Origin of the sequence: Rhodococcus sp. YL-1, from assembly GCF_001942025.1 — a bacterium.
GTDB classification, from domain to species: domain Bacteria; phylum Actinomycetota; class Actinomycetes; order Mycobacteriales; family Mycobacteriaceae; genus Rhodococcus_F; species Rhodococcus_F qingshengii.
The window spans coordinates 5,332,183-5,351,426 of sequence record NZ_CP017299.1 but is presented as its reverse complement, the minus strand read 5'-3'; the positions used below and the strand labels follow the sequence as shown (position 1 = coordinate 5,351,426).

Genomic DNA, 19,244 nt, shown 5'->3' with positions numbered 1-19,244 from the left:
TGTGTGTCACGGCAACCGCGACAGTCGCTGAACAGGACTCGCGTAATCGAGGGTGCGATCCGCGTTGCCGACGCGGGTGGTGTCGAGGCCGTCACGATGCGACGGGTGGCCCAGGAGCTGGGCATCGAGGCGATGTCGCTCTACCACCACGTGCCCAACAAAGATGCGATTCTCGACGGCCTCGTCGATGCGGTCTTCGAGGCGATCGACCTGCCCGACAGTGAGTGTGTGGATTGGCGAGATGCAATCCGTGGACGCGCCTTTTCCGCTCGCACAGTCCTGTCGCAGCACCGTTGGGCTCTCGGTCTGCTGGATTCGCGACGCAGCCCTGGCTCGGCGACCCTGCGTCATCTCGACGCTGTGCTCGGAGTCCTCCGGAAGGCCGGGTTCACACTCCCGATGGCCGCGCACGGAGCCTCGCTGATCGACAGCTATATCGGCGGATATGTTCTCCAGGAGGCGAATCTACCGATGAGCGCACCCGGCGACGTCGAAGAAGTTGCGAGTGACATCCTCGAGCGCCTTCCGGCTGAAGAGTTGCCCTTCCTTCACGAGATGATCGTCGATCACGGTCTGAGTCCTGATTACGACCACACGAATGAGTTCGCCTACGGTCTCGATCTCATCCTCGATGCGCTCGAGGCGCGCCGAGGCTAGCGCTGAACCGGCACGTGCTTCGTGACTATCCGGTGGATCAGACGAGCAGCCGTTCGGGCAGTGCGATTGTCGACGTCGAGGCTCGGGTTCAGTTCGGCGACATCGAGAACCGCGAGCTTTCCGCTGGACGTGACTCGATCACATACGTATTGGATGGTTTCCAGGCTGACACCGTAGGCCGCAGGTGCGCTGACGCCCGGCGCCACAGCTGCAGGCAGGACATCGAGGTCGATGGTCAGGTAGACCAGATCGACGTCGTCGAGGAAGTCTGCGAGGAACTGATCCACGACGCCTCGGCCGATCGCTCCGCATTCTTCGTCGAGCAGATAGCGAACACCGAGGCGGTGAGCCGTGTCGAACAGTGCCGTGGTGTTGCTCGGTTGGCTGATTCCGATCACGCTGTACTGATGCGAGGTGCCTGCCGCGGCTTCGTCCTCGGCGATCTGACGAAAGGGTGTGCCGGAGCTGGGTATCGGATCGCCCCGCAGGTCGAAGTGCGCATCCAAGTTGAGGATTCCGAGTTTGGCTCCAGCGGTTCGCAACTCGGAGCCCGCGACGCCGAGATACGTGCCGTAGGCGATTTCGTGTCCTCCCCCGAGAACCACGGGGAAGTGTCCCGAATCAAGCGCAGCGCTGACGGCGTTCCCGAGTGCGGCTTGACCGGCCTCGAGTTCTTCACCCGACACGGCAACGGTTCCGGCGTCCTGAATCTGCAGTGGTTCGGCCAGCGCCATGGAAGCCAACCCGGCTCGCAAAGCGTCGGGGCCATCCGCGGCACCGCGGCGGCCCTTGTTGCGGCGGACTCCTTCGTCGCTGGAGAATCCGATCAGAACACAGTCGCCGGGAGCTGTTTCGGCTGAATACGGTTGCACGGCATGATGCCACCGCAGATGCTCGGCAGTGGTGCCGTCGGAGCGCCCGGTCCACGGCTTGGGTTCGATGTCGACTGCGATCTGATGTGCCACGACGGCCTCCCGGTGAGTGTATTTCAGTAGCTTGTGGCGAGTGCGCCGTTTTTCCAGACCTCGCGCACCAGAGGGACGCCCGGGCGGTAGGCGAGGTGGAGGTACGACGGTGCATCGAGCGCGATGGCGTCGGCACGTGTTCCGAGAGAAAGGGTTCCGACGTCGGTGCGCTGCAGCGCCCGGGCGCCTCCTGCAGTGGCTGCCCAGACTGCCTCGGCGGGTGTCATGTGCATGTCTCGCACCGCAATTGCTATGCAGAACGGGAGGCTGGTGGTGTAGCAGGTGCCGGGATTGCAGTCGGCGCCGAGAGCTACGGTGACGCCGGCGTCCAGCAGTGTGCGGGCGTCGGGGTACTTGTTGCGGGTGGAGAAGTCGGCACCTGGCAACAGTGTTGCGACGGTGGAACTCTGAGCCAGGGCGTCGATGTCCTCGGCGGTGACGTAGGTGACGTGATCGACGGACGCGGCTCCCATCTCGACGGCGAGCTGAACTCCTGGCCCTTCGCCGAGTTGATTGCCGTGGACGCGGGGGATCAGTCCAGCGGCGACGCCTGCGCTGAGGACTGCATGTGCCTGTTCGCGGTTGAACGCCCCTCGTTCGCAGAAGACGTCGATCCACTTCGCGTGTGGCGCACAGGCAGGGATCATCTCGTCGCACGCCATGGCGACGTAGTCATCGGCGCGGCCGGCATATTCGGGTGGTGGAACGTGGGCGGCCAGCAGTGTGACCTCGTCGGTGAACTGTCCGGCGATCAGTGCGCTGCGTAGTTCGCTCTCGGTGTTCTGCCCGTATCCGGTCTTGCATTCGACGGTTGTGCTGCCCGAGCGCAGGGATTCGTCGAGTAGGCGTCGGACATTGGCCTGCAATTGTTCGTCGGTGGCCGAGCGCGTCGCTTCGATGGTGTTGCGAATGCCGCCGGCGGCATACTTCTCGCCCGCCATGCGAGCTGCGAATTCCTCGGCCCGCTCGCCACCGAACACCAGGTGCGAGTGACTCTCCACGAATCCGGGGAGCAGGGCCCGACCGCCGATATCCTGACCGATATCGGCAGCCGGGGCGTTGGCGGAATCGCCGACCCAAGCCACAACGCCGTCGTCGAAAACGATTGCCGCGTCGTGCCGTACGCCGAGCTTGCCCTCACCCAGAGTCGGGTCATTGGTGACGAGGGTTCCGATGTTGGTCAGAACGGTGGTTCGAGAACCATTCGTGGTCAATGTAATTCCTAACTCAGGGTGAGGTGGTGAAGCTGTTTCAGTTCTCGGTCATCGGGATTCGGACGCCGCGGGTGGCTGCCGTGTCGATGGCGTGGTCGTATCCTGCATCCGCATGCCGGATGACACCCATCCCGGGATCGTTGGTGAGAACTGCTTCGAGCTTCTTGGCTGCGAGTTCGGTGCCGTCGGCGATGCACACCTGTCCCGCGTGGATGGAGCGTCCCATCCCGACGCCGCCGCCTTGGTGGAGTGAAACCCACGAAGCGCCGGACGCGGTGTTGACCAGGGCGTTGAGCAGCGGCCAGTCGGCGATCGCGTCGGACCCGTCGATCATCGATTCGGTTTCGCGGTACGGCGAGGCGACCGATCCGGAGTCGAGGTGATCGCGGCCGATGGCGATCGGTGCGGAGAGCTCGCCCGAGGCCACCATCTCGTTGAACTTGAGGCCGGCGAGGTGGCGCTCACCGTATCCGAGCCAGCAGATACGAGCCGGAAGGCCTTCGAAGGCAACCTTTTCGCCGGCCATGGTGATCCAGCGGCGCAGGTGCTCGTTCTCGGGGAAGAGTTCGAGGATGGCCTTGTCGGTGGCCTCGATGTCCTTGGGATCACCCGAGAGCGCTGCCCAGCGGAAGGGGCCGAGGCCTTCTTCGAAGAGCGGACGGATGTAGGCGGGAACGAATCCGGGGAAGTCGAATGCACGGTCGTAGCCGGCCTTGCGGGCCTCGTCGCGGATGGAGTTGCCGTAGTCGAATACCTCGGCGCCGGCGTCCATGAATCCGACCATGGCCTTGACGTGTGCGGCCATCGCGTTGCGGGAATCTTCGGTGAACTGCTGCGGATCCTTCTCCGACATGGTCTTCATGTCGCCGAAGTCGATGCCGATCGGCAGGTAGGCGAGGGGATCGTGCGCCGAGGTCTGGTCGGTCACGATGTCGATGGGGGCCTTCATCTCCAGCAGCGCCGGGAAGATCTCTGCCGCATTGCCTTCGAGGCCGATGGAGAGTGGCTTCTTGGCATCGCGTGCCGCGGTCGCCAGTTCGAGCGCGTGCTCGATGCTGTCTGCCTTGGTGTCGAGGTACTTGTGGGCGATACGACGGTCGATGCGGGTGATGTCGCAGTCGACGCAGATCGCGACGCCGTCGTTCATAGTGACGGCGAGAGGCTGAGCGCCGCCCATGCCGCCGAGACCCGCAGTGAGGGTGATCGTTCCGGCGAGTGAGCCGTTGTAGCGCTTCTTCGCGATGGCGCCGAAGGTCTCGTACGTACCCTGCAGGATTCCCTGGGTGCCGATGTAAATCCAGGAGCCTGCGGTCATCTGGCCGTACATGGTCAGGCCGATGTCTTCGAGACGGCGAAACTCTTCCCAGTTCGCCCAGTCACCGACCAGGTTGGAGTTGGCGATCAGCACTCGCGGTGCCCACTCGTTGGTGCGGAAGACACCGACCGGCTTGCCGGACTGCACCAGCATGGTCTCGTCGTTCTTCAGCGTCTTCAGCGTGGCGACCATGGCGTCGAAGGCAGCCCAACTACGCGCTGCGCGACCGGTTCCGCCGTAGACGACGAGGCTGTCCGGGTGCTCGGCAACATCGGGGTCGAGGTTGTTCATGAGCATGCGCAGGGCACCCTCCTGCTGCCAACCGAGCGTCGTGAGCTCGGGGCCGCGGGGAGCGCGGACGGGGCGCGGCTCGTGGCCGGGGGTGCTGATTTCCATTGTGTTCTCCTAGCTTGCTGAAGTTCGAAAGACGTTGGGGGATCAGACGCGAGAGTCGGTCATCGCGGTGTGATCGGGGTAGATCATCGACGAAGGGGGATTGCTCGTGCGCTTGGCGAGTGGGTAATAGATCAGCCCGGTGAACACGATGCCGACGAGCCACGAGATGTCGGCGCCGCCGAGCATGTCCGTGACGGGGCCGGTGTACATCTTCTGGGCGAGGAACGGGATCTGGGCGAGAACGCCGGCGGCGTAGCAAGCCAATGCGGTGAAGTTCCATGCTCCGTATCGACCGTTGACGTCGTACAGCGCCGGAATGTCGATGCGTTCCTTGGAGATCAGGTAGTAGTCGATCAGATTGATCGCACTCCACGGCGTGAACACCATCAGCAACACCAGGACGAAGTTCTTGAAGTTGTCCAGGAAGTCGGCGCTGGCGGCGATGGCGATCAAGACCGAGACCGCAGTGAAACCGAGGATGTAGAGGGTGCGCGCGGTGCTCGAGATTCGAGACTGTCCGTTGAAGGCGGTGACGGTGGTCAGGATCGACATGAATCCGCCGTAGGCGTTGAGCACGTTCACCGTCAGCTTGCCGACCAGGATGACGAAGTAGATCAGGAAGGCGATGGCAGCGGGTCCGGCCAGATCTCCCATGAAGCCGACCTGGTTACCCAGGAACGCGTCGCCGGCGCAGGCCGCGACGAGAGCGCCGAAGGTCATGGACCACTGCGATCCGATGACACTACCGAGGAACGTCGACCAGAACGTGGTGCTCTCGGAAGTGCTGCGCGGCAGGTAACGCGAGTAGTCGGCGACGTACGGGCCGAAGGTGAGCTGCCAACCGGCACCCAGCGAGATCGCGAGCAGGAAGGTGACTATGTCGAAGCCCTTGATGCCGACGTACGAGGCGACGTCGTACTCGAGGAACAGTCGAACGGCCAGGTAGGAGAATCCGACGATGCCCACGACGGTGGCGATCCTGCCGACGATGTGGATCAGCTTGTAGCCGGTGACCGCGACGAATGCGGTGAGGAGACCGAAGACGACGATGCCGACGGTGGGGCTGTCGATGTGCAGGATCTTGTTGACGGCCTGTCCGGCCAACACGGTGCCGGTGGCAGCGAAGCCGAGGTACATCAGGATGACGAGAACAAGCGGTACGACTGCTCCCTTGACGCCGAACTGGGCGCGACTCGAGATCATCTGGGGGAGACCCATACGCGGGCCCTGGGCGGAGTGAAGCGCCATGACAGCGCCACCGAAGATGTTGCCGATCAGAAGTCCGACGATCGCCCAGATGGCGTCCGCGCCGAATACGACGGCGAGAGCGCCGTCGACGATTGCAGTGATCTGCATGTTGGCGCCGAACCAGAGAGTGAACTGGCTGCGCGGGGTGCCGTGTCGTTCTGCATCCGGGACGACGTCGATAGTGCGTCGTTCCGGAGTGAGGATGACCTCGGCCGGTCCATCGTGAGTCATAGGCCTGTCTTTCTGCTGCGAGCCCGTCGAGCGACGGAATCGACGTCGGGGTATTGCCCACCTTCTTCGTGCTTGGTGCTTTGCACCTTGTGCTTTGTGCGCTGGGTCACTGTCACTGCGGATAAATGTATATGCCTGTATATACAGGCGTCAATACCCGGGACCCGTTTTCGCGTAAATGCTGTGTAACACCGCGCGAGAAATCAGAAACCCTTACCCGGGTTGAGGATTCCGAGCGGGTCGAAGGCCGCCTTGATCGATCGGTGCAGTTGCATGCTGTCCTCGCCGAGCTCGAGAGAGAGCCAGCGACGCTTCAGAACGCCGACGCCGTGCTCTCCGGTCAGAGTTCCGCCGAGTTCGAGAGCACGCCGGAAGACCTCGTCCGCGGCGGTCCACACGGCTTCGGGGACCGAGCCGTCGGCAGTGCGGTCGAAGACGAAGGTCGGATGGACGTTGCCGTCACCAGCATGCGCGACAGTCATGATCTTGACCATGTGCTCGGCGGCCGCTCGGTCGATACTCTCGAGCATGTCGGGCAGTTTCGACCGCGGGACCCCGACGTCTTCCACGAGACATTGCCCGAGTCGTTCGGAAGCCGGATAGGCGAGTCGGCGAATCTCGAGTAACTGTGCGGCTTCTGCCGCGTCCTGCGAGACGGCGACGAAATCGGCGCCCGCCCTCTCGAAGTGTTTCTGCATCGCTGCGGCTGCTGCGTCGGCATCGACCCCGTCGGCCTGTGCGATCAGCATCGCGGCGGTGTTGTCTTCCAACCCGATTCGTTTCCAGTCGTCGACTGCGCGCAGCGTTGCTCGATCGATCAGCTCCAGCAGGCTCGGTCCGATCCCGTCGCGAACGACCGCGGCAACCGCGTCCGCTGCGGAGCGGAGAGAATCGAAACTGCCGACGACGGTGACCGGTGCTCTCTTGGGCTTGGGCTGCAACTTCAGCGTGGCACTCGTGACGACTCCGAGTGTTCCCTCCGAACCGACGAGAAGACTGGTCAAGTCGTATCCCGCAACACCTTTGACGGTCCTTCGGCCTGTCCGCACGATCCGACCGTCGGCGAGCACAACCTCGAGACCCAGGACTGAATCGCGGGTGACGCCGTACTTCACGCAACGCAGTCCACCGGCGTTGGTGGCGATGTTTCCGCCGATCGTGGAGATCTCGAAACTGCTCGGATCAGGGGCGTACATCAGCCCGTACTCGTCTGCTGCTCGACTGATGTCGGCGTTGATCACCCCGGCTTCCACGACAGCGAGTTGATCGTCCGGATTGACCTCGAGAATCGAGCGCATGCGAGTGGTCGAGATGACCAGGCAGCCCTCGACGGCTACCCCGCCGCCCGCCAAACCGGTTCCCGCACCGCGGGTTACCACCGGGACACGGTGAGCAGTAGCCCATTTCAGAGCCTCGGAAATGTCGGCCGCAGTTTCGGCGAGCATGACGGCTACCGGATGGCCGGGTTCGGCGAGATGGGCCTCGTCACGGCGGTACGAGTCCATTACCGCAGGGTCGGTGATCAGGCGACTCGAACCGATCGACCGAGCAAGTTCGTGGACGGACATTCTTTTCTCCAGTCGGTCAAAGGTTGTGTGCGAGTGCATCCACAGCGGCGATCACGGCGTCTTCTGCTGCCCGCTCACCTACGGTCACCCGCACTCCCTCGCCGGGGAACATCCGGACCGAGACACCCTGCGCGACGCAGGCCGCTTCGAGTGCAGAAGCTCTCTTGCCGAGAGGAATCCACACGAAGTTGGCACCGCTCGGGACCGTCTCGACGCCGCGCAGAGCCAATTGCTCACGTAGGTGAGAACGACCCGCGGTCACCGTTTCGACTATCGAATCGGTGTGTGCCGGATCGGTCAGGGCCGCGCAGGCTGCGGCCTCGGCAACGGCGCTGAGCCCGAAGGGCGGTGCAGCGCTGCGAAGATCCGCTGCGATCGCCGAGTTGGTGACGGCATAGCCGGCACGAAGTCCGGCCAATCCGTAAGCCTTGGAGAAGGTTCGGAAGACGACGATGTTGGGAAAGGCTCGAAGCAGGTCGACGCCGTCGACATCGCTGGTCGCGAACTCCCGGTAAGCCTCGTCCAGAAGGATGAGGACGTCACCCGGGATTGCACGGGCGAACGAGACGAACTCGGCGGTCGAGAACTCGCTACCGGTCGGATTGTTGGGGTTGCAGACGAGTACCGCGCGGGTCTGCGGCGTCACCGCCGCCGCCATTGCACTCAGATCGTGCCGATGTTCGGAATCGAGTGCGACGGGTACACCGCTCGCCCCGGCGATTCCGATCAGTATCGGGTACGCCTCGTAGCTGCGCCACGGGTAGACGACCTCGGTGCCCGGACCCGTGTACGCAGTCAATACCTGCTGGAGCAGTGCCAACGACCCGGCGCCGACCAATACCTGGTCGTCGCCCACGCCCAGACGGTCGCTCAACCGAGCGATCAGCGTGTCGCCGAACAGCGACGGATACAAGTGCGAGTGTGAGGCCGCGAGATTGACGGCCTCGAGAATGGCCGCCGAGGGTGCAACCGTCGACTCGTTGCTCGACGCCCGCCACCGAACCTGCTCGAGGCCGGCGGCTTTGGAGTATCGAGGGAGTGCTTCGATTTCGGGTCGGGGGCGAGGCCTCAGCGCACCGGGCGCGCTCATGCCAGGGCGCCGATCGCGTTCTCCGCGGCCGCAACAAGTGCACCCGATGCCGCCAAGTCCACCGCGGCCTCGATCTCGGGGGACAGAAAGCGATCGGTACCCGGCCCCTGCACCTTCTCGCGCAGGGTCCGAAGGACGGCTCCGGTGGCGGGGGAGGGCTCGAGTGGGGAGCGCAAATCGATTCCTCGTGCTGCAGTCAGTATCTCGATCGCGAGAACTCGGGTGAGACCGTCGATGGACCGGCGGAGCTTGCGTGCACCCGACCATCCCATGGAGACGTGATCTTCCTGCATGGCCGAGGAGGGAATCGAATCGACACTGGCCGGGCTCGCGAGTCGCTTGAGTTCGGACACGATGGCAGCTTGTGTGTACTGCGCGATCATCAGTCCGCTGTCGACACCGGGGTCGTCGGCGAGGAAGGGGGTCAGACCGTGATTGCGTGCTACGTCGAGGAAGCGGTCGGTTCGGCGTTCGCTGATACCCGCGACATCCGCGGTCACGATGGCGAGAAAGTCCAAGACGTAGGCCACGGGAGCTCCGTGGAAGTTACCGTTCGACCGAACCCTTCCGTCGAGAGTGACGACGGGATTGTCGACAGCACTGGCCAATTCGCGCCCGGCAACCAGTCGGGCGTGATCGACGGTGTCGCGTGCGCCGCCGGCAACCTGCGGTGCGCACCGCAGTGAGTACGCGTCCTGAACTCTGGTGCAGTCAGGGCCCGCATGGCTGGCGACGATCGGGGAGTCGGCAAGCAAGCGCACCATGTTCGAGGCGGCCGCGCCCTGTCCGGGGTGGGGGCGAAGCGCCTGAAGATCGGCGGCGAACACTTGATCGGTGCCGAGCAAGCCCTCGACGCTCATAGCGGCAGCGATGTCGGCCAACTTGAGCAGATGATCGAGATCGGTGATCGCAAGGGCCAGTTGACCGAGCATCCCGTCGGTACCGTTGATCAGTGCGAGGCCTTCCTTCTCGGCCAGAACCACCGGTTCGAGACCATGGGCAGCCAATGCCGTTGCCGCATCGGTGAGTTCACCGTCGGCGGTGCGGACGAAACCTTCACCGATGATTGCCATCGCCACATGCGCCAGTGGTGCCAGATCTCCCGAGCATCCGAGGCTGCCGTATTCGTGCACCACCGGGGTGATGCCTGCGGTGAGTAGGTCGGCGTACGCCTGTGCGACTACAGGGCGCACTCCGGTCCGCCCGGTGGCGAGCGTCGACAGACGCAGAAGCATCAAGGCCCGGATCACTTCGCGTTCGACTTCCGGTCCCGAACCTGCCGCATGTGAGCGGATCAGGCTGCGCTGCAACTGTGTCCGCAGATGCGCCGGAATGTGCCGGGTGGCAAGTGCGCCGAATCCGGTGGAAACTCCGTAGACCGGTGTGGGGTCTGCGGCCAGGGCTTCGATGCGTGCACGACTTTCGGCGATCGCGGCCAGTGATTCCGCGGTCAATGCAACGCCGTATCCGTTGCGCGCGACGTCGACGACGTTGGCGATGGTGACAGCGCCGATTCCGACCTCGATGGTTCGGGTGGCTGTCTGGGTGGCAGGGGTGGCGTTCATGGGACTCCAATGATGATGCGTGGCTATCTAACAAAGTCTTGTATACGAGACTCTAGTCTTGAATATGAGACGAAAACAAGGCCCGCAAAGTACGGAACGGAGAAATTGGCTACATGTCTGCGGTCGGGGTCTCCACCATTCGATCTCCGAGATCGGCGGAGAACTCGGCGCTGACGGCGCGCACTCGGTCGGCGATCAGGGCACTCTCCTCGGCCGATTTGGAGCCGGAGAGGAAGGTGACGCCGAGAGCTGCGACCGGACGACCGTCCCGTGTGATCACGGGGCTGGCGATGCAGTTGATCCCGGATGTCGTCGCATTCTCTTCGACCGCATATCCGCTCTCACGTGCTGCGGCGAGCAGTTCTCGCAGTTCGGCGAGCGTCGACGGACCCGTTCCGGTCCGCGTCGGCCAGGTGTACCCCTCGTAGAGCGCGCTGATCTGTTCCGCATCCAGACGGCTCAGAATCGCCCGCCCGACTGCGGTGAGATGCGCCGGAAGGCGGGTCCCGATCTCGGTCACCAACCGAACGCCGGGCTTCAGAGGTTCACGTTTGTCGAGGTAGATGACGTCAGAACCCTGAAGTACCGCCAGATGGGAGGTCTCGTCGGTCGACTGAGTGAGTGCCAGCATGAATCGTTGGCCCTCACGGTGAAGTGGGCCGGACCGCATGTACGACGCACCGACTTCGAACGCCGAGACACCCAGGGTCCAGGCGCGTTGATCAGCCCAGTACGAGACGAACCGTCGATCCCGCATGACATTGAGGAGGTGATGCGTCGTACTCTTCGGCAGCTCGAGGGCGCTGGAGATTTCTGCCGTCGCCAGCGGCACACCCCGGCGGGCCAGGAGATCGAGCACGTCGAGCACGCGCTCAGCAGATTTCACGCGGCTCGTCGTCATATGGGGTGTGTCCTTACGGGTAGGGCTGAGGTGGGAGCGGAGAACCACATTGTCTCGGATACGAGACTGAATCGCCAAGTGCTCGGGGTGGTCAGGGTGTCTGGCTGCCGAGTTCCGCGGACAACCGGGCGCAGTGCTCCACCAAGACACGACCGTGGCTGGCGCAGACCTCGTCCGTCAGACGGAATGTCGGGCCGACGACGCTGAGCGCTCCGGCTATCTGACCGACCGCGTTGTAGATCGGCGCGGCAACTCCGGTCGAGTGATCCTCGATGGTGTCGTGCGCAATGGCGTACCCGCTCTCGCCTACCTTGCCGCTCAACGCTGCGCCGACGGCGGTGCCGTCCAGGGGAACGCTCTGGCCCACCCACCCCATGTGGCGGATCGCGTGCGTGCCCTCGATCTGATCGAGATACAGCGCAGTGTCTTTCGGTCCCTTCGTCGACAGGTAGGTCGACTCTCTCGTGGTTTCGGCGATGGCCTTCATCGCGGGCCGCGCTCTCGGCAACAGTTGATTGTCACCGAGAGCGCGAGCCCCGATCTGTAGTAGCCGCGGGCCGACGCGATAGACGTTGTCCTCGCCGCGGACGACGAACTCGGTTTGTTCGAGGCTTCTGATCAGGCGAAGCGCGGTACTGGTTGCCAGATCGGTTGCCTTGGCGGCGTCGCCGAGCGTCAACCCGCCGTGCTCGACGATCGCACCGAGAAGTTCGAACGTGCGATTCGCGCTGCGGGTCACGTCGCCGGGGGCCATGTCCTACTCCAAGTGCCGAGGGATGTCTGCGCTGAATCTATCGCGAGCCCGGCAGTACCTCACCGTGGTGCTCGTCCAGCAGGGGACTGCGGCGGACATCGGGGCGTCGGCTATCACCGAACACGACGGGTTGTCGTACGTAGGAGATTTTTCCTGCTACCGGGTGCTCGAACGATTCGACGACTCCGCGATACTCGGCCTGCGCGGAGGTGAGTGCCTGCTGGACGTCCCAGATTTCCGAGCCGGCGAGGCCCGCGTCGCCGAGAATACCGACCACGTCGGCGACGGTCTTTCCGGCAGCCCAGTTTTCGATCTCCTTGCGCAGTGCCGGTTCGTTCTCGGTCCGGGCGGTGTCGTCGGCAAATCGGGGATCTGCGATCAGGTCGACGCGATTCATCGTCTGCGCCAGCTTCTCGAAACCCGACTGGCTCGCAACTGCGAGGACGAAGAGTCCGTCGTCGGCCTTGTAGGTGTCGAACGGTGTTGACACCGGATGACGGTTGCCGACGCGTGGGGGAGTGAGCCCGGTGGATTGCAGTTGGCTGTGTGCTGTCGGCAGCATGGCGAGCATGCTGTCGAACATCGCGACGTCAAGGTGCTGCCCGAGTCCGCTCGCCCGTGCACTCAGCAGGGCGGTACTGATTCCCCAGGCGGCGAACAGCCCGGCGACCAGGTCTCCGAACGACTCACCCAACCGTGTCGGCCCGGATTCCTCCGAACCGGTGATGCTCATGATTCCCGAAAGAGCCTGGACTACAAGGTCGTAGGCGGCGGCTCCGGACATGGGCCCGTCCTGTCCGAAACCGGAGATGGACGCGTACACGATGCGCGGATTGCGAGCCCGCGCAGCCTCGTAGTCGATTCCCAGGCGCTTGGTGACGCCGGGGCGAAAGTTTTCGACGACGACGTCGGCGGTCTCGATGAGCGTCAGCAGCGCCTCACGGTCCTCGTCGTTCTTGAGGTTGAGTGCCACCGAACGCTTGCCACGATTGAGCACGTTGAAGTAGATGCTCTCGCCGTCGCGGAACGGGCCGAGGTGCCGAGAGTCTTCACCGTGTTCGGATTCGATCTTGACGACGTCCGCACCGGCGTCGGAAAGCAGTGCGGTGCAGTAGGGTCCGGCAAGGACGCGCGAGAGGTCGATGACCCGGATGCCGTCGAGTGGGGGAAGTGCAGTCATGTCCGCGCCTTTCAGAACTCGGTGGAACGCGGCGACGGAGCATTGCCGGCAATGGTGAGCAACTGGATCTGCGAGGTGCCCTCGAAGATGCGGAGAATGCGGCAATCGCGGTACAGGCGTTCGATTTCCGATTCGCGCATGAAACCTGCGCCACCGTGGATCTGTACGGTTTGATCGACGATCGAGAAGCAGGCTTCGGTGGCGACGTACTTCGAAATCGATGCGGCGCGGCGGATGTCCTGACCGGCGTCCTTGACGTCGGCGGCCCAGTCTGCGGTGACGCGTGATGCGACAAGTTGCGCGTCGCAGCCACCGAGGAGTAGCTGGATTGCCTGGAAGTCGAAGATCGGCGTGCCGAACTGCTTTCGCTCCGTTGCGTACTCGCGTCCCAGTTCCCAAGCGCGCAGAGCGATGCCGTTTGCCATTGCCGCTACGTCGATGCGTGCTCGGTTCAGGGCGGTCAAGGCAATGTTGCCGCCGCGACCTTCGGTGCCGATCACGGAGTCGAGCGGCAGAACGACGTCGTCGAGGTAGACGGTGTACGTCGGGGCCGAACGAATTCCCATCTTGTCCTGCGGCTCCGAGTAGCTGATTCCCGGAGTTCCCTTGGGGACGACGAAGGCGGTGATGCCTCGGAATCCTGCGCTCGGGTCCGTTTTGGCGAAGAGCACGACCAGGTCGGCTTCCTTGGCGTTGGAGATGTACGTCTTCGATCCGGAGAGATGCCAGCCGTCGTCCTCGCGTCGGGCGACGGTACGCATCGAGGCGATGTCGGAGCCGGCATCGGGTTCTGTGAGTGCAAAGCCGGCCAGTAGTTCGCCCGACGCGAGCTGGGGCAACCAGCGATGCTTCTGCTCTTCGGAGCCGCCGACGAGAATCGGCTCGAGGCCCAGGTAGTGGGCGGTGTAGATCGATGCCAGCGCGGCGTCGGTGCGTGCAACTTCTTCGATGGCGACCAGTTGGGTTCGTGTCGACAGACCCAGGCCGCCGAATTCCTCGGGCACGGAAATGCCCATGAGGTCCTGCTGCCCGAGGCGCTTGACCAGCTGCGCCGGGAACTCCTTGGACTCGTCGCGTGCGGCTGCTCCTGGGTGGATCTCGGCGTTGGCGAAGGCTCGGACAGTGCTGCGGAACTCTGCGAGATCGACGCTGTCGGTGTCGGGCGCGGTCTGGGTAGTCACGGGGGCTCCTTCGAGGCGGAATAGTTACGAATTTCATCTAATGAAATCTAATTGCCACTAGTTGGCATGGACTGACTATGGCCGAGGGTGGCGAATTTGTCCAGGGGTGAATTTGTTGTGTCGCGGCTCACGTTCTGCAATGATCAACTTGTCTAAGCCTGTATAGACAAGTTGATTGCGGATCGAACCCACTACAAGTCGGAAGCAGCGTGGCTTTCGACGGAAGGTGCTGACATGAGCCTCGTTTCAGTCGACACGACACCGGACTCCGAGAATGTGAGGAGGGTGTCCAGTACGTATTTCGAGGGCTTGTCGGCGGATCGATACGCTGCGCTCGCCGAAGACCGCAAGCTGGCGATTGTCGCCGCGCACATGGACCTTTCGCGTCGACGAGGACACAACTCGTCGATCTCGCGACTCGCGCCGGCCGGGGAGTTAGGGGATGGCCCCGCGATTCAATACGTCGGCGACGACATGCCGCAGCTCGTCGAAGCGGTCTTGGCGACACTTGCCCGTGCCCGCGTGGAACCTGAATTCGTGGTGCACCCCGTGCTTCGCACAGCCGTACAACCGGCGCACAGCACCGAAGACGCCCGGGCCGGGGAGCGCACCGAATCATGGATCCACATAGGACTACCCGCACACTGTTCGGACGCGCAGGCGCAGGTGATCGCGGACGACGTCGCCGGAATCCTCGACCGTATCGCGCGTGCCTTCCGCGATTCCGTGCCCCTGCGGGACCTCGTCGACGAGGCGCGCGAGCAACTGGACTCGAACGGCTACGCCGAAGAAGCTGACTTTCTCCGGTGGTGCAGCGCCGGAAACTTCAGTGTCATCGGTGGTGCGCGAACTGTCGACAGTGACGAGCCGTACGCCATCGGCGTGCTCCCCGATCCAACCGGCTCTTCGGATTCGAAAGCGGCGCCCCTCGCGATTGCAGTGGTGTACCTCCGGCAAGGGTTCGGTGGATCCGAATACGCCACCGAGATCGACGTGTCCGTCGGCGACCGTGCGTACCGATTCGTCGGGTTCTTCACCGCGACCGGTATCGTCGCCGACGTCAGGCTAACCCCGCTCGTGCGAGGACGCGTCGCAGACATCTTCGAGGCCTCAGGATCCACCGTCGATTCGTTTGTCGGACAATCGATGCTGGCAGTGATTCAGTCGATTCCGGTCACAGTGCTCCTGGCGGCCGAGCCGGCCCGAATCGCGGACGCGCTGGACGAACTCACTTCCGTGGACGGCCGCACATCGATCCATCTGTTCTTGCAACCGGTGGGAAGTTCCCCGGCGACAGGGCGAGATCAAGAGTTGTCGGCTTTGCTCTTCGTTCCGCGCGAGAAATTCAGTACGACGATCAGAACAACGGCCGAGTCGGTACTCGCCGACGCACTCGGTGCCCACAATATCGAGTTCTCCAGTCGAGTCTCGGAATCCCCCTTGGCCGTCGTACATTTCACGGCCACAGTCGGCGGCGGCGCGAACTTCGCGTCGGCGCGACAAGCACGGGAGATTCGGGACCTCGTCGTCGACGCGTGCCTGACGTGGGACGAACGATTCGTTCTGGATGCTTCGCACTACGACGAGCGGCGCAGGCGTGCTCGGTTCGCCGAGCGAGTTCCGGCGGCATACAAGCAGGATTTCGACGCTGTCCGAGCCGCCGAGGACATGGCGGTGTTCGAGGGCCTCGCGCCCGGAGAAGTAAGTCCACGGTTGGCCCGATCTGTCGACGGACCGGGTACTCACCGTCTCGGGCTGTACGTCTCGGGTGATCCGCTCTCGCTGGGCGAGGTGCTGCCCGTATTGCAGAGCCTGGGCGTCGAAGTGGTCGACGAACGTCCGTACGAGATCGCACCGGTGGGAACCGAACAGTCCAGGATCTACGAGTTCACGCTCGACTATCCGAGTGCTCCGGTCGAAGGCTTCGACAACTTTGCCGCGCGATTCGCGGCGACGTTTGCCGCGGTTCGAAACGGTGACGCCGAGCCGGACTCGTTCAACGAATTGGTCGCGATCGCGGGACTCGGCTGGAAACAGGTAGTGGTGCTGCGGGCATACGCGGAGTTCTTGCAGCAAGCGGGATTTCCTTACAGCACCGGTCGCGTCGCCGAGGTACTTGCCGATCATCCCGAGATCGCCGGCAGATTGTGCGAATTGTTCGAGAGCCGTTTCGATCCTGGCGTCGTCGACGGAGATCGAGGTGCACGTGCAGCAGCGGACGTGGAAACGGCCGTGGCGCAGGTGCAAGGACTCGACGCCGATCGGATCCTGCGCGCATTGTCCGAACTGGTCCGTAACACGTTGCGTACCAACTATTTCGTGTATCCCACTCAATCGCTCGGCGCGCTCTCGTTGAAGTTCGATTCGGAGAAGCTGTCCGTATTGCCTTTCCCTCGACCGAAGTTCGAGATATTCGTGTACTCACCCGATGTAGCAGGTGTGCACCTTCGTTTCGGTACGGTGGCTCGCGGCGGCTTGCGCTGGTCGGATCGGAAAGAGGACTTTCGCACCGAGGTACTGGGATTGGTGAAGGCGCAGGCAGTCAAGAACGCAGTCATCGTGCCTGTCGGAGCGAAGGGCGGATTTGTCGTCAAACGCCCACCGGTTCCAGGGCTGGGCGCAGACGCAGACCGAGAAGCCGCGTTGGCGGCCGGGATCGATTGCTACCGATCCTTCATTCGCGGACTACTCGATCTGACCGACAACGTCGACAAGCAGAGCGGGGCCGTTGTCGCGGCGCGGCGGGTCGTTCGCCACGACGGAGACGACACGTATCTTGTTGTCGCCGCGGACAAGGGAACTGCGAAGTTCTCCGACATCGCGAACGAGGTTGCCGCGGAGTACGGATTCTGGCTCGGCGACGCCTTCGCGTCCGGCGGGTCGGTCGGCTACGACCACAAAGCCATGGGTATCACGGCCAAGGGCGCCTGGGAAAGTGTCAAGCGGCACTTCCGTGAGCTCGGCGTCGATACCCAGCACGATGATTTCACCGCGGTGGGGATCGGAGACATGAGTGGCGACGTCTTCGGCAACGGTATGTTGTGCAGCAGACACATTCGCCTGATCGCGGCGTTCGATCATCGGCACGTGTTCGTCGATCCGAACCCGTCGCCTGAGCGCTCGTACGACGAGCGATCACGTCTCTTTGCGCTCCCCCGATCCTCGTGGGCCGACTACGACCCGACCTTGATCAGTGCCGGCGGCGGAGTGTGGGAACGCTCGGCGAAGCGCGTTCCGATCAGTGACGAGATACGAGAGGCACTGGGCCTCGAGGACGACGTCACCGAACTGACTCCACCGCAACTGGTTCGGGCGATTCTGCGGTCCCCGGCAGATCTGTTGTGGAACGGCGGCATCGGAACGTACGTCAAGTCCTCCGGTGAGTCCGACCTCGAAGTCGGCGACAAGAGCAACGACGCCGTTCGGGTGAACGGCAACGAAGTGCGTGCCCGAGTGATCGGTGAAGGAGGCAATCTCGGCCTCACCCAGGCCGGACGGATCGAATACGCACGCGGCGGTGGACGGATCAACACAGACGCCCTTGACAATTCGGCCGGAGTCGATTGTTCCGACCACGAGGTGAACATCAAGATCCTTCTCGACTCCCTGATCAGCTCAGGCGTCGTCACGGACTCACGTCGTGACGCACTACTCGAATCGCTGACCGACCAGGTCGCAGAACTCGTTCTCGCAGACAACCGTTCGCAGAACGAACTGATGGGTACCACGCGGGCGGATGCGGGGGCGATGATCGGTGTGCACGGCAGAGTGATTTCCAACCTCGAATCGCGTGGGATCGTCGACCGTGTCATCGAAGGGTTTCCGACCAAGAAGCAGTTCGCCGCGGCCGAGAAGTCGGGAACGGGGCTGACGTCGCCGGAACTCGCCACACTGATGGCCCACGTCAAGCTCGATCTGAAATCCACGCTGTTGGCGGGAAGCTCGATCGACAACCAGATCTACCGCCAGGTGCTGGCGAACTATTTTCCGGAGGGCGTTCGAGTTGCAGGGGGTGACGCCCTCGACCGGCACCCACTTCGTCGCGAGATCGTCGCGACAGTGCTGACGAACAACGTCATCGATCGAGGCGGCATCACCTATGCGTATCGGCTCGGTGAAGAAGTCGGCGCTGATCCGGAAGACGCAGTACGTGCCTTCACTGTGGTCTCCGAGGTGTTCGGACTGTGGGGGTTGTGGCACGACATCAGCGAAGCCTCGATCTCGACCGCAGTGTCCGACGAGTTGATCCTGCTCACCAGGCGACTGCTCGACCGGGCGTCACGGTGGATGCTGACACGTCGTCCGCAACCGCTGGCCGTCGGGGCCGAGATCAGCAGATTCGGTGATCGCATCGCGGAGGCGTCGGCAGAGCTCGATGGCTGGCTGGTAGGCGCAGATCAGCGGAACCTGGCTGCGCGAACGGTCCTCATCACGGACAAAGGCGCGCCGGAGAACCTGGTCAGACGAGTGGAGATATTGCTCGATCAGTTCGGACTGCTCGACGTGGTGGAGATCGCGGACCTCGCCGATCGGACGATCTCGGAGACCGGCGAACTCTATTTCCGGCTCGGTGAGCATGTTGGGCTCGTCCCGATGCTCAATCGAGTGTCGGCATTGAGCAAGGACGGAAAATGGAACGCGTTGGCGAGGTTGTCGTTGCGGGACGAGTTGTACTCGACGGTGCGGGCCCTGACCCTCGACGTCTTGGCCGACGCGGAAGCGGGTGACACGACAGCGGAAAAACTCTCGAGGTGGGAAGAAAGGAATGCGTCGAGAATCGAGAGGTCCACTCTCGCGCTCGCAGAGATCGAGGCGTCCGGGCAACACGATCTTGCTGCGCTTTCGGTTGCGACGAGCCAATTGCGGCGCATGGTGGGTTAGGTCCGGCGCGGACGCTCGCGGATGGATCGGAAAGGTGCACGAGGCGGATAGACTTCGGAGGCCGAACGGGAGAACCGACTCGGTGGTTTTCGACGAAC

At 63.3% G+C, this 19,244-nt stretch carries 13 protein-coding genes; 2 read left to right on the top strand and 11 right to left on the bottom strand.

What is annotated here, in order from left to right:
- The first annotated feature begins 3 nt into the window (after positions 1 to 3).
- Positions 4 to 657, top strand: coding sequence for a TetR/AcrR family transcriptional regulator (locus BH682_RS24805; protein WP_064687736.1), 654 nt, complete (start codon positions 4 to 6; stop codon positions 655 to 657).
- On the opposite strand, the gene hutG is transcribed toward BH682_RS24805, so the two are convergent.
- The 11 genes from hutG to BH682_RS24750 all read right to left on the bottom strand — a co-directional run bounded on the left by hutG (position 654) and on the right by BH682_RS24750 (position 14,265).
- Positions 654 to 1,622 carry a formimidoylglutamase gene (hutG, locus tag BH682_RS24800; RefSeq protein ID WP_042926100.1) on the bottom strand — a complete coding sequence of 323 codons (969 nt, stop codon included), beginning with the start codon at positions 1,620 to 1,622 and terminating at the stop codon, positions 654 to 656. The two genes, BH682_RS24805 and hutG, sit on opposite strands and share 4 nt — an antisense overlap.
- Before the next feature lie 23 nt (positions 1,623 to 1,645).
- Positions 1,646 to 2,836, bottom strand: coding sequence for an imidazolonepropionase (gene hutI, locus BH682_RS24795; RefSeq protein ID WP_064687735.1), 1,191 nt, complete (start codon positions 2,834 to 2,836; stop codon positions 1,646 to 1,648).
- 37 nt (positions 2,837 to 2,873) lie between these two features.
- The gene (gene hutU / locus BH682_RS24790) at positions 2,874 to 4,547 is read right to left on the bottom strand and encodes a urocanate hydratase (protein ID WP_064687734.1); all 1,674 of its coding nucleotides are present in this window, start codon (positions 4,545 to 4,547) and stop codon (positions 2,874 to 2,876) included.
- Positions 4,548 to 4,589: 42 nt separating this feature from the next.
- Entirely contained in the window at positions 4,590 to 6,026 is a 1,437-nt protein-coding gene (locus BH682_RS24785; RefSeq protein ID WP_003940251.1) for a purine-cytosine permease family protein, read from the bottom strand.
- 203 nt (positions 6,027 to 6,229) lie between these two features.
- Positions 6,230 to 7,594: an FAD-binding oxidoreductase gene (locus BH682_RS24780; RefSeq protein WP_058037655.1), complete on the bottom strand. Its 1,365-nt coding sequence runs from the start codon at positions 7,592 to 7,594 to the stop codon at positions 6,230 to 6,232.
- Positions 7,595 to 7,610: 16 nt separating this feature from the next.
- Positions 7,611 to 8,684: a histidinol-phosphate transaminase gene (locus BH682_RS24775; RefSeq protein ID WP_064687733.1), complete on the bottom strand. Its 1,074-nt coding sequence runs from the start codon at positions 8,682 to 8,684 to the stop codon at positions 7,611 to 7,613.
- Positions 8,681 to 10,249, bottom strand: a complete 1,569-nt coding sequence (gene hutH / locus BH682_RS24770; RefSeq protein ID WP_075834426.1) for a histidine ammonia-lyase — start codon at positions 10,247 to 10,249, stop codon at positions 8,681 to 8,683. The genes BH682_RS24775 and hutH overlap by 4 nt, the downstream gene beginning before the upstream one ends.
- A 109-nt stretch (positions 10,250 to 10,358) precedes the next feature.
- The gene (locus tag BH682_RS24765) at positions 10,359 to 11,150 is read right to left on the bottom strand and encodes an IclR family transcriptional regulator (protein ID WP_007732728.1); all 792 of its coding nucleotides are present in this window, start codon (positions 11,148 to 11,150) and stop codon (positions 10,359 to 10,361) included.
- A gap of 91 nt (positions 11,151 to 11,241) precedes the next feature.
- Complete coding sequence (locus tag BH682_RS24760; protein WP_003939923.1) at positions 11,242 to 11,904, bottom strand: IclR family transcriptional regulator; 663 nt, start codon at positions 11,902 to 11,904, stop codon at positions 11,242 to 11,244.
- 37 nt (positions 11,905 to 11,941) lie between these two features.
- On the bottom strand, positions 11,942 to 13,084 hold the full coding sequence (locus BH682_RS24755; RefSeq protein ID WP_003940060.1) for a CaiB/BaiF CoA transferase family protein: 1,143 nt from the start codon (positions 13,082 to 13,084) through the stop codon (positions 11,942 to 11,944).
- 11 nt (positions 13,085 to 13,095) lie between these two features.
- The gene (locus tag BH682_RS24750; RefSeq protein WP_007732726.1) at positions 13,096 to 14,265 is read right to left on the bottom strand and encodes an acyl-CoA dehydrogenase family protein; all 1,170 of its coding nucleotides are present in this window, start codon (positions 14,263 to 14,265) and stop codon (positions 13,096 to 13,098) included.
- Between the two features lie 234 nt (positions 14,266 to 14,499).
- Between BH682_RS24750 and BH682_RS24745 the strand changes: the two genes are divergently transcribed.
- Complete coding sequence (locus BH682_RS24745; RefSeq protein ID WP_223304511.1) at positions 14,500 to 19,146, top strand: NAD-glutamate dehydrogenase; 4,647 nt, start codon at positions 14,500 to 14,502, stop codon at positions 19,144 to 19,146.
- Positions 19,147 to 19,244: the final 98 nt, after the last annotated feature.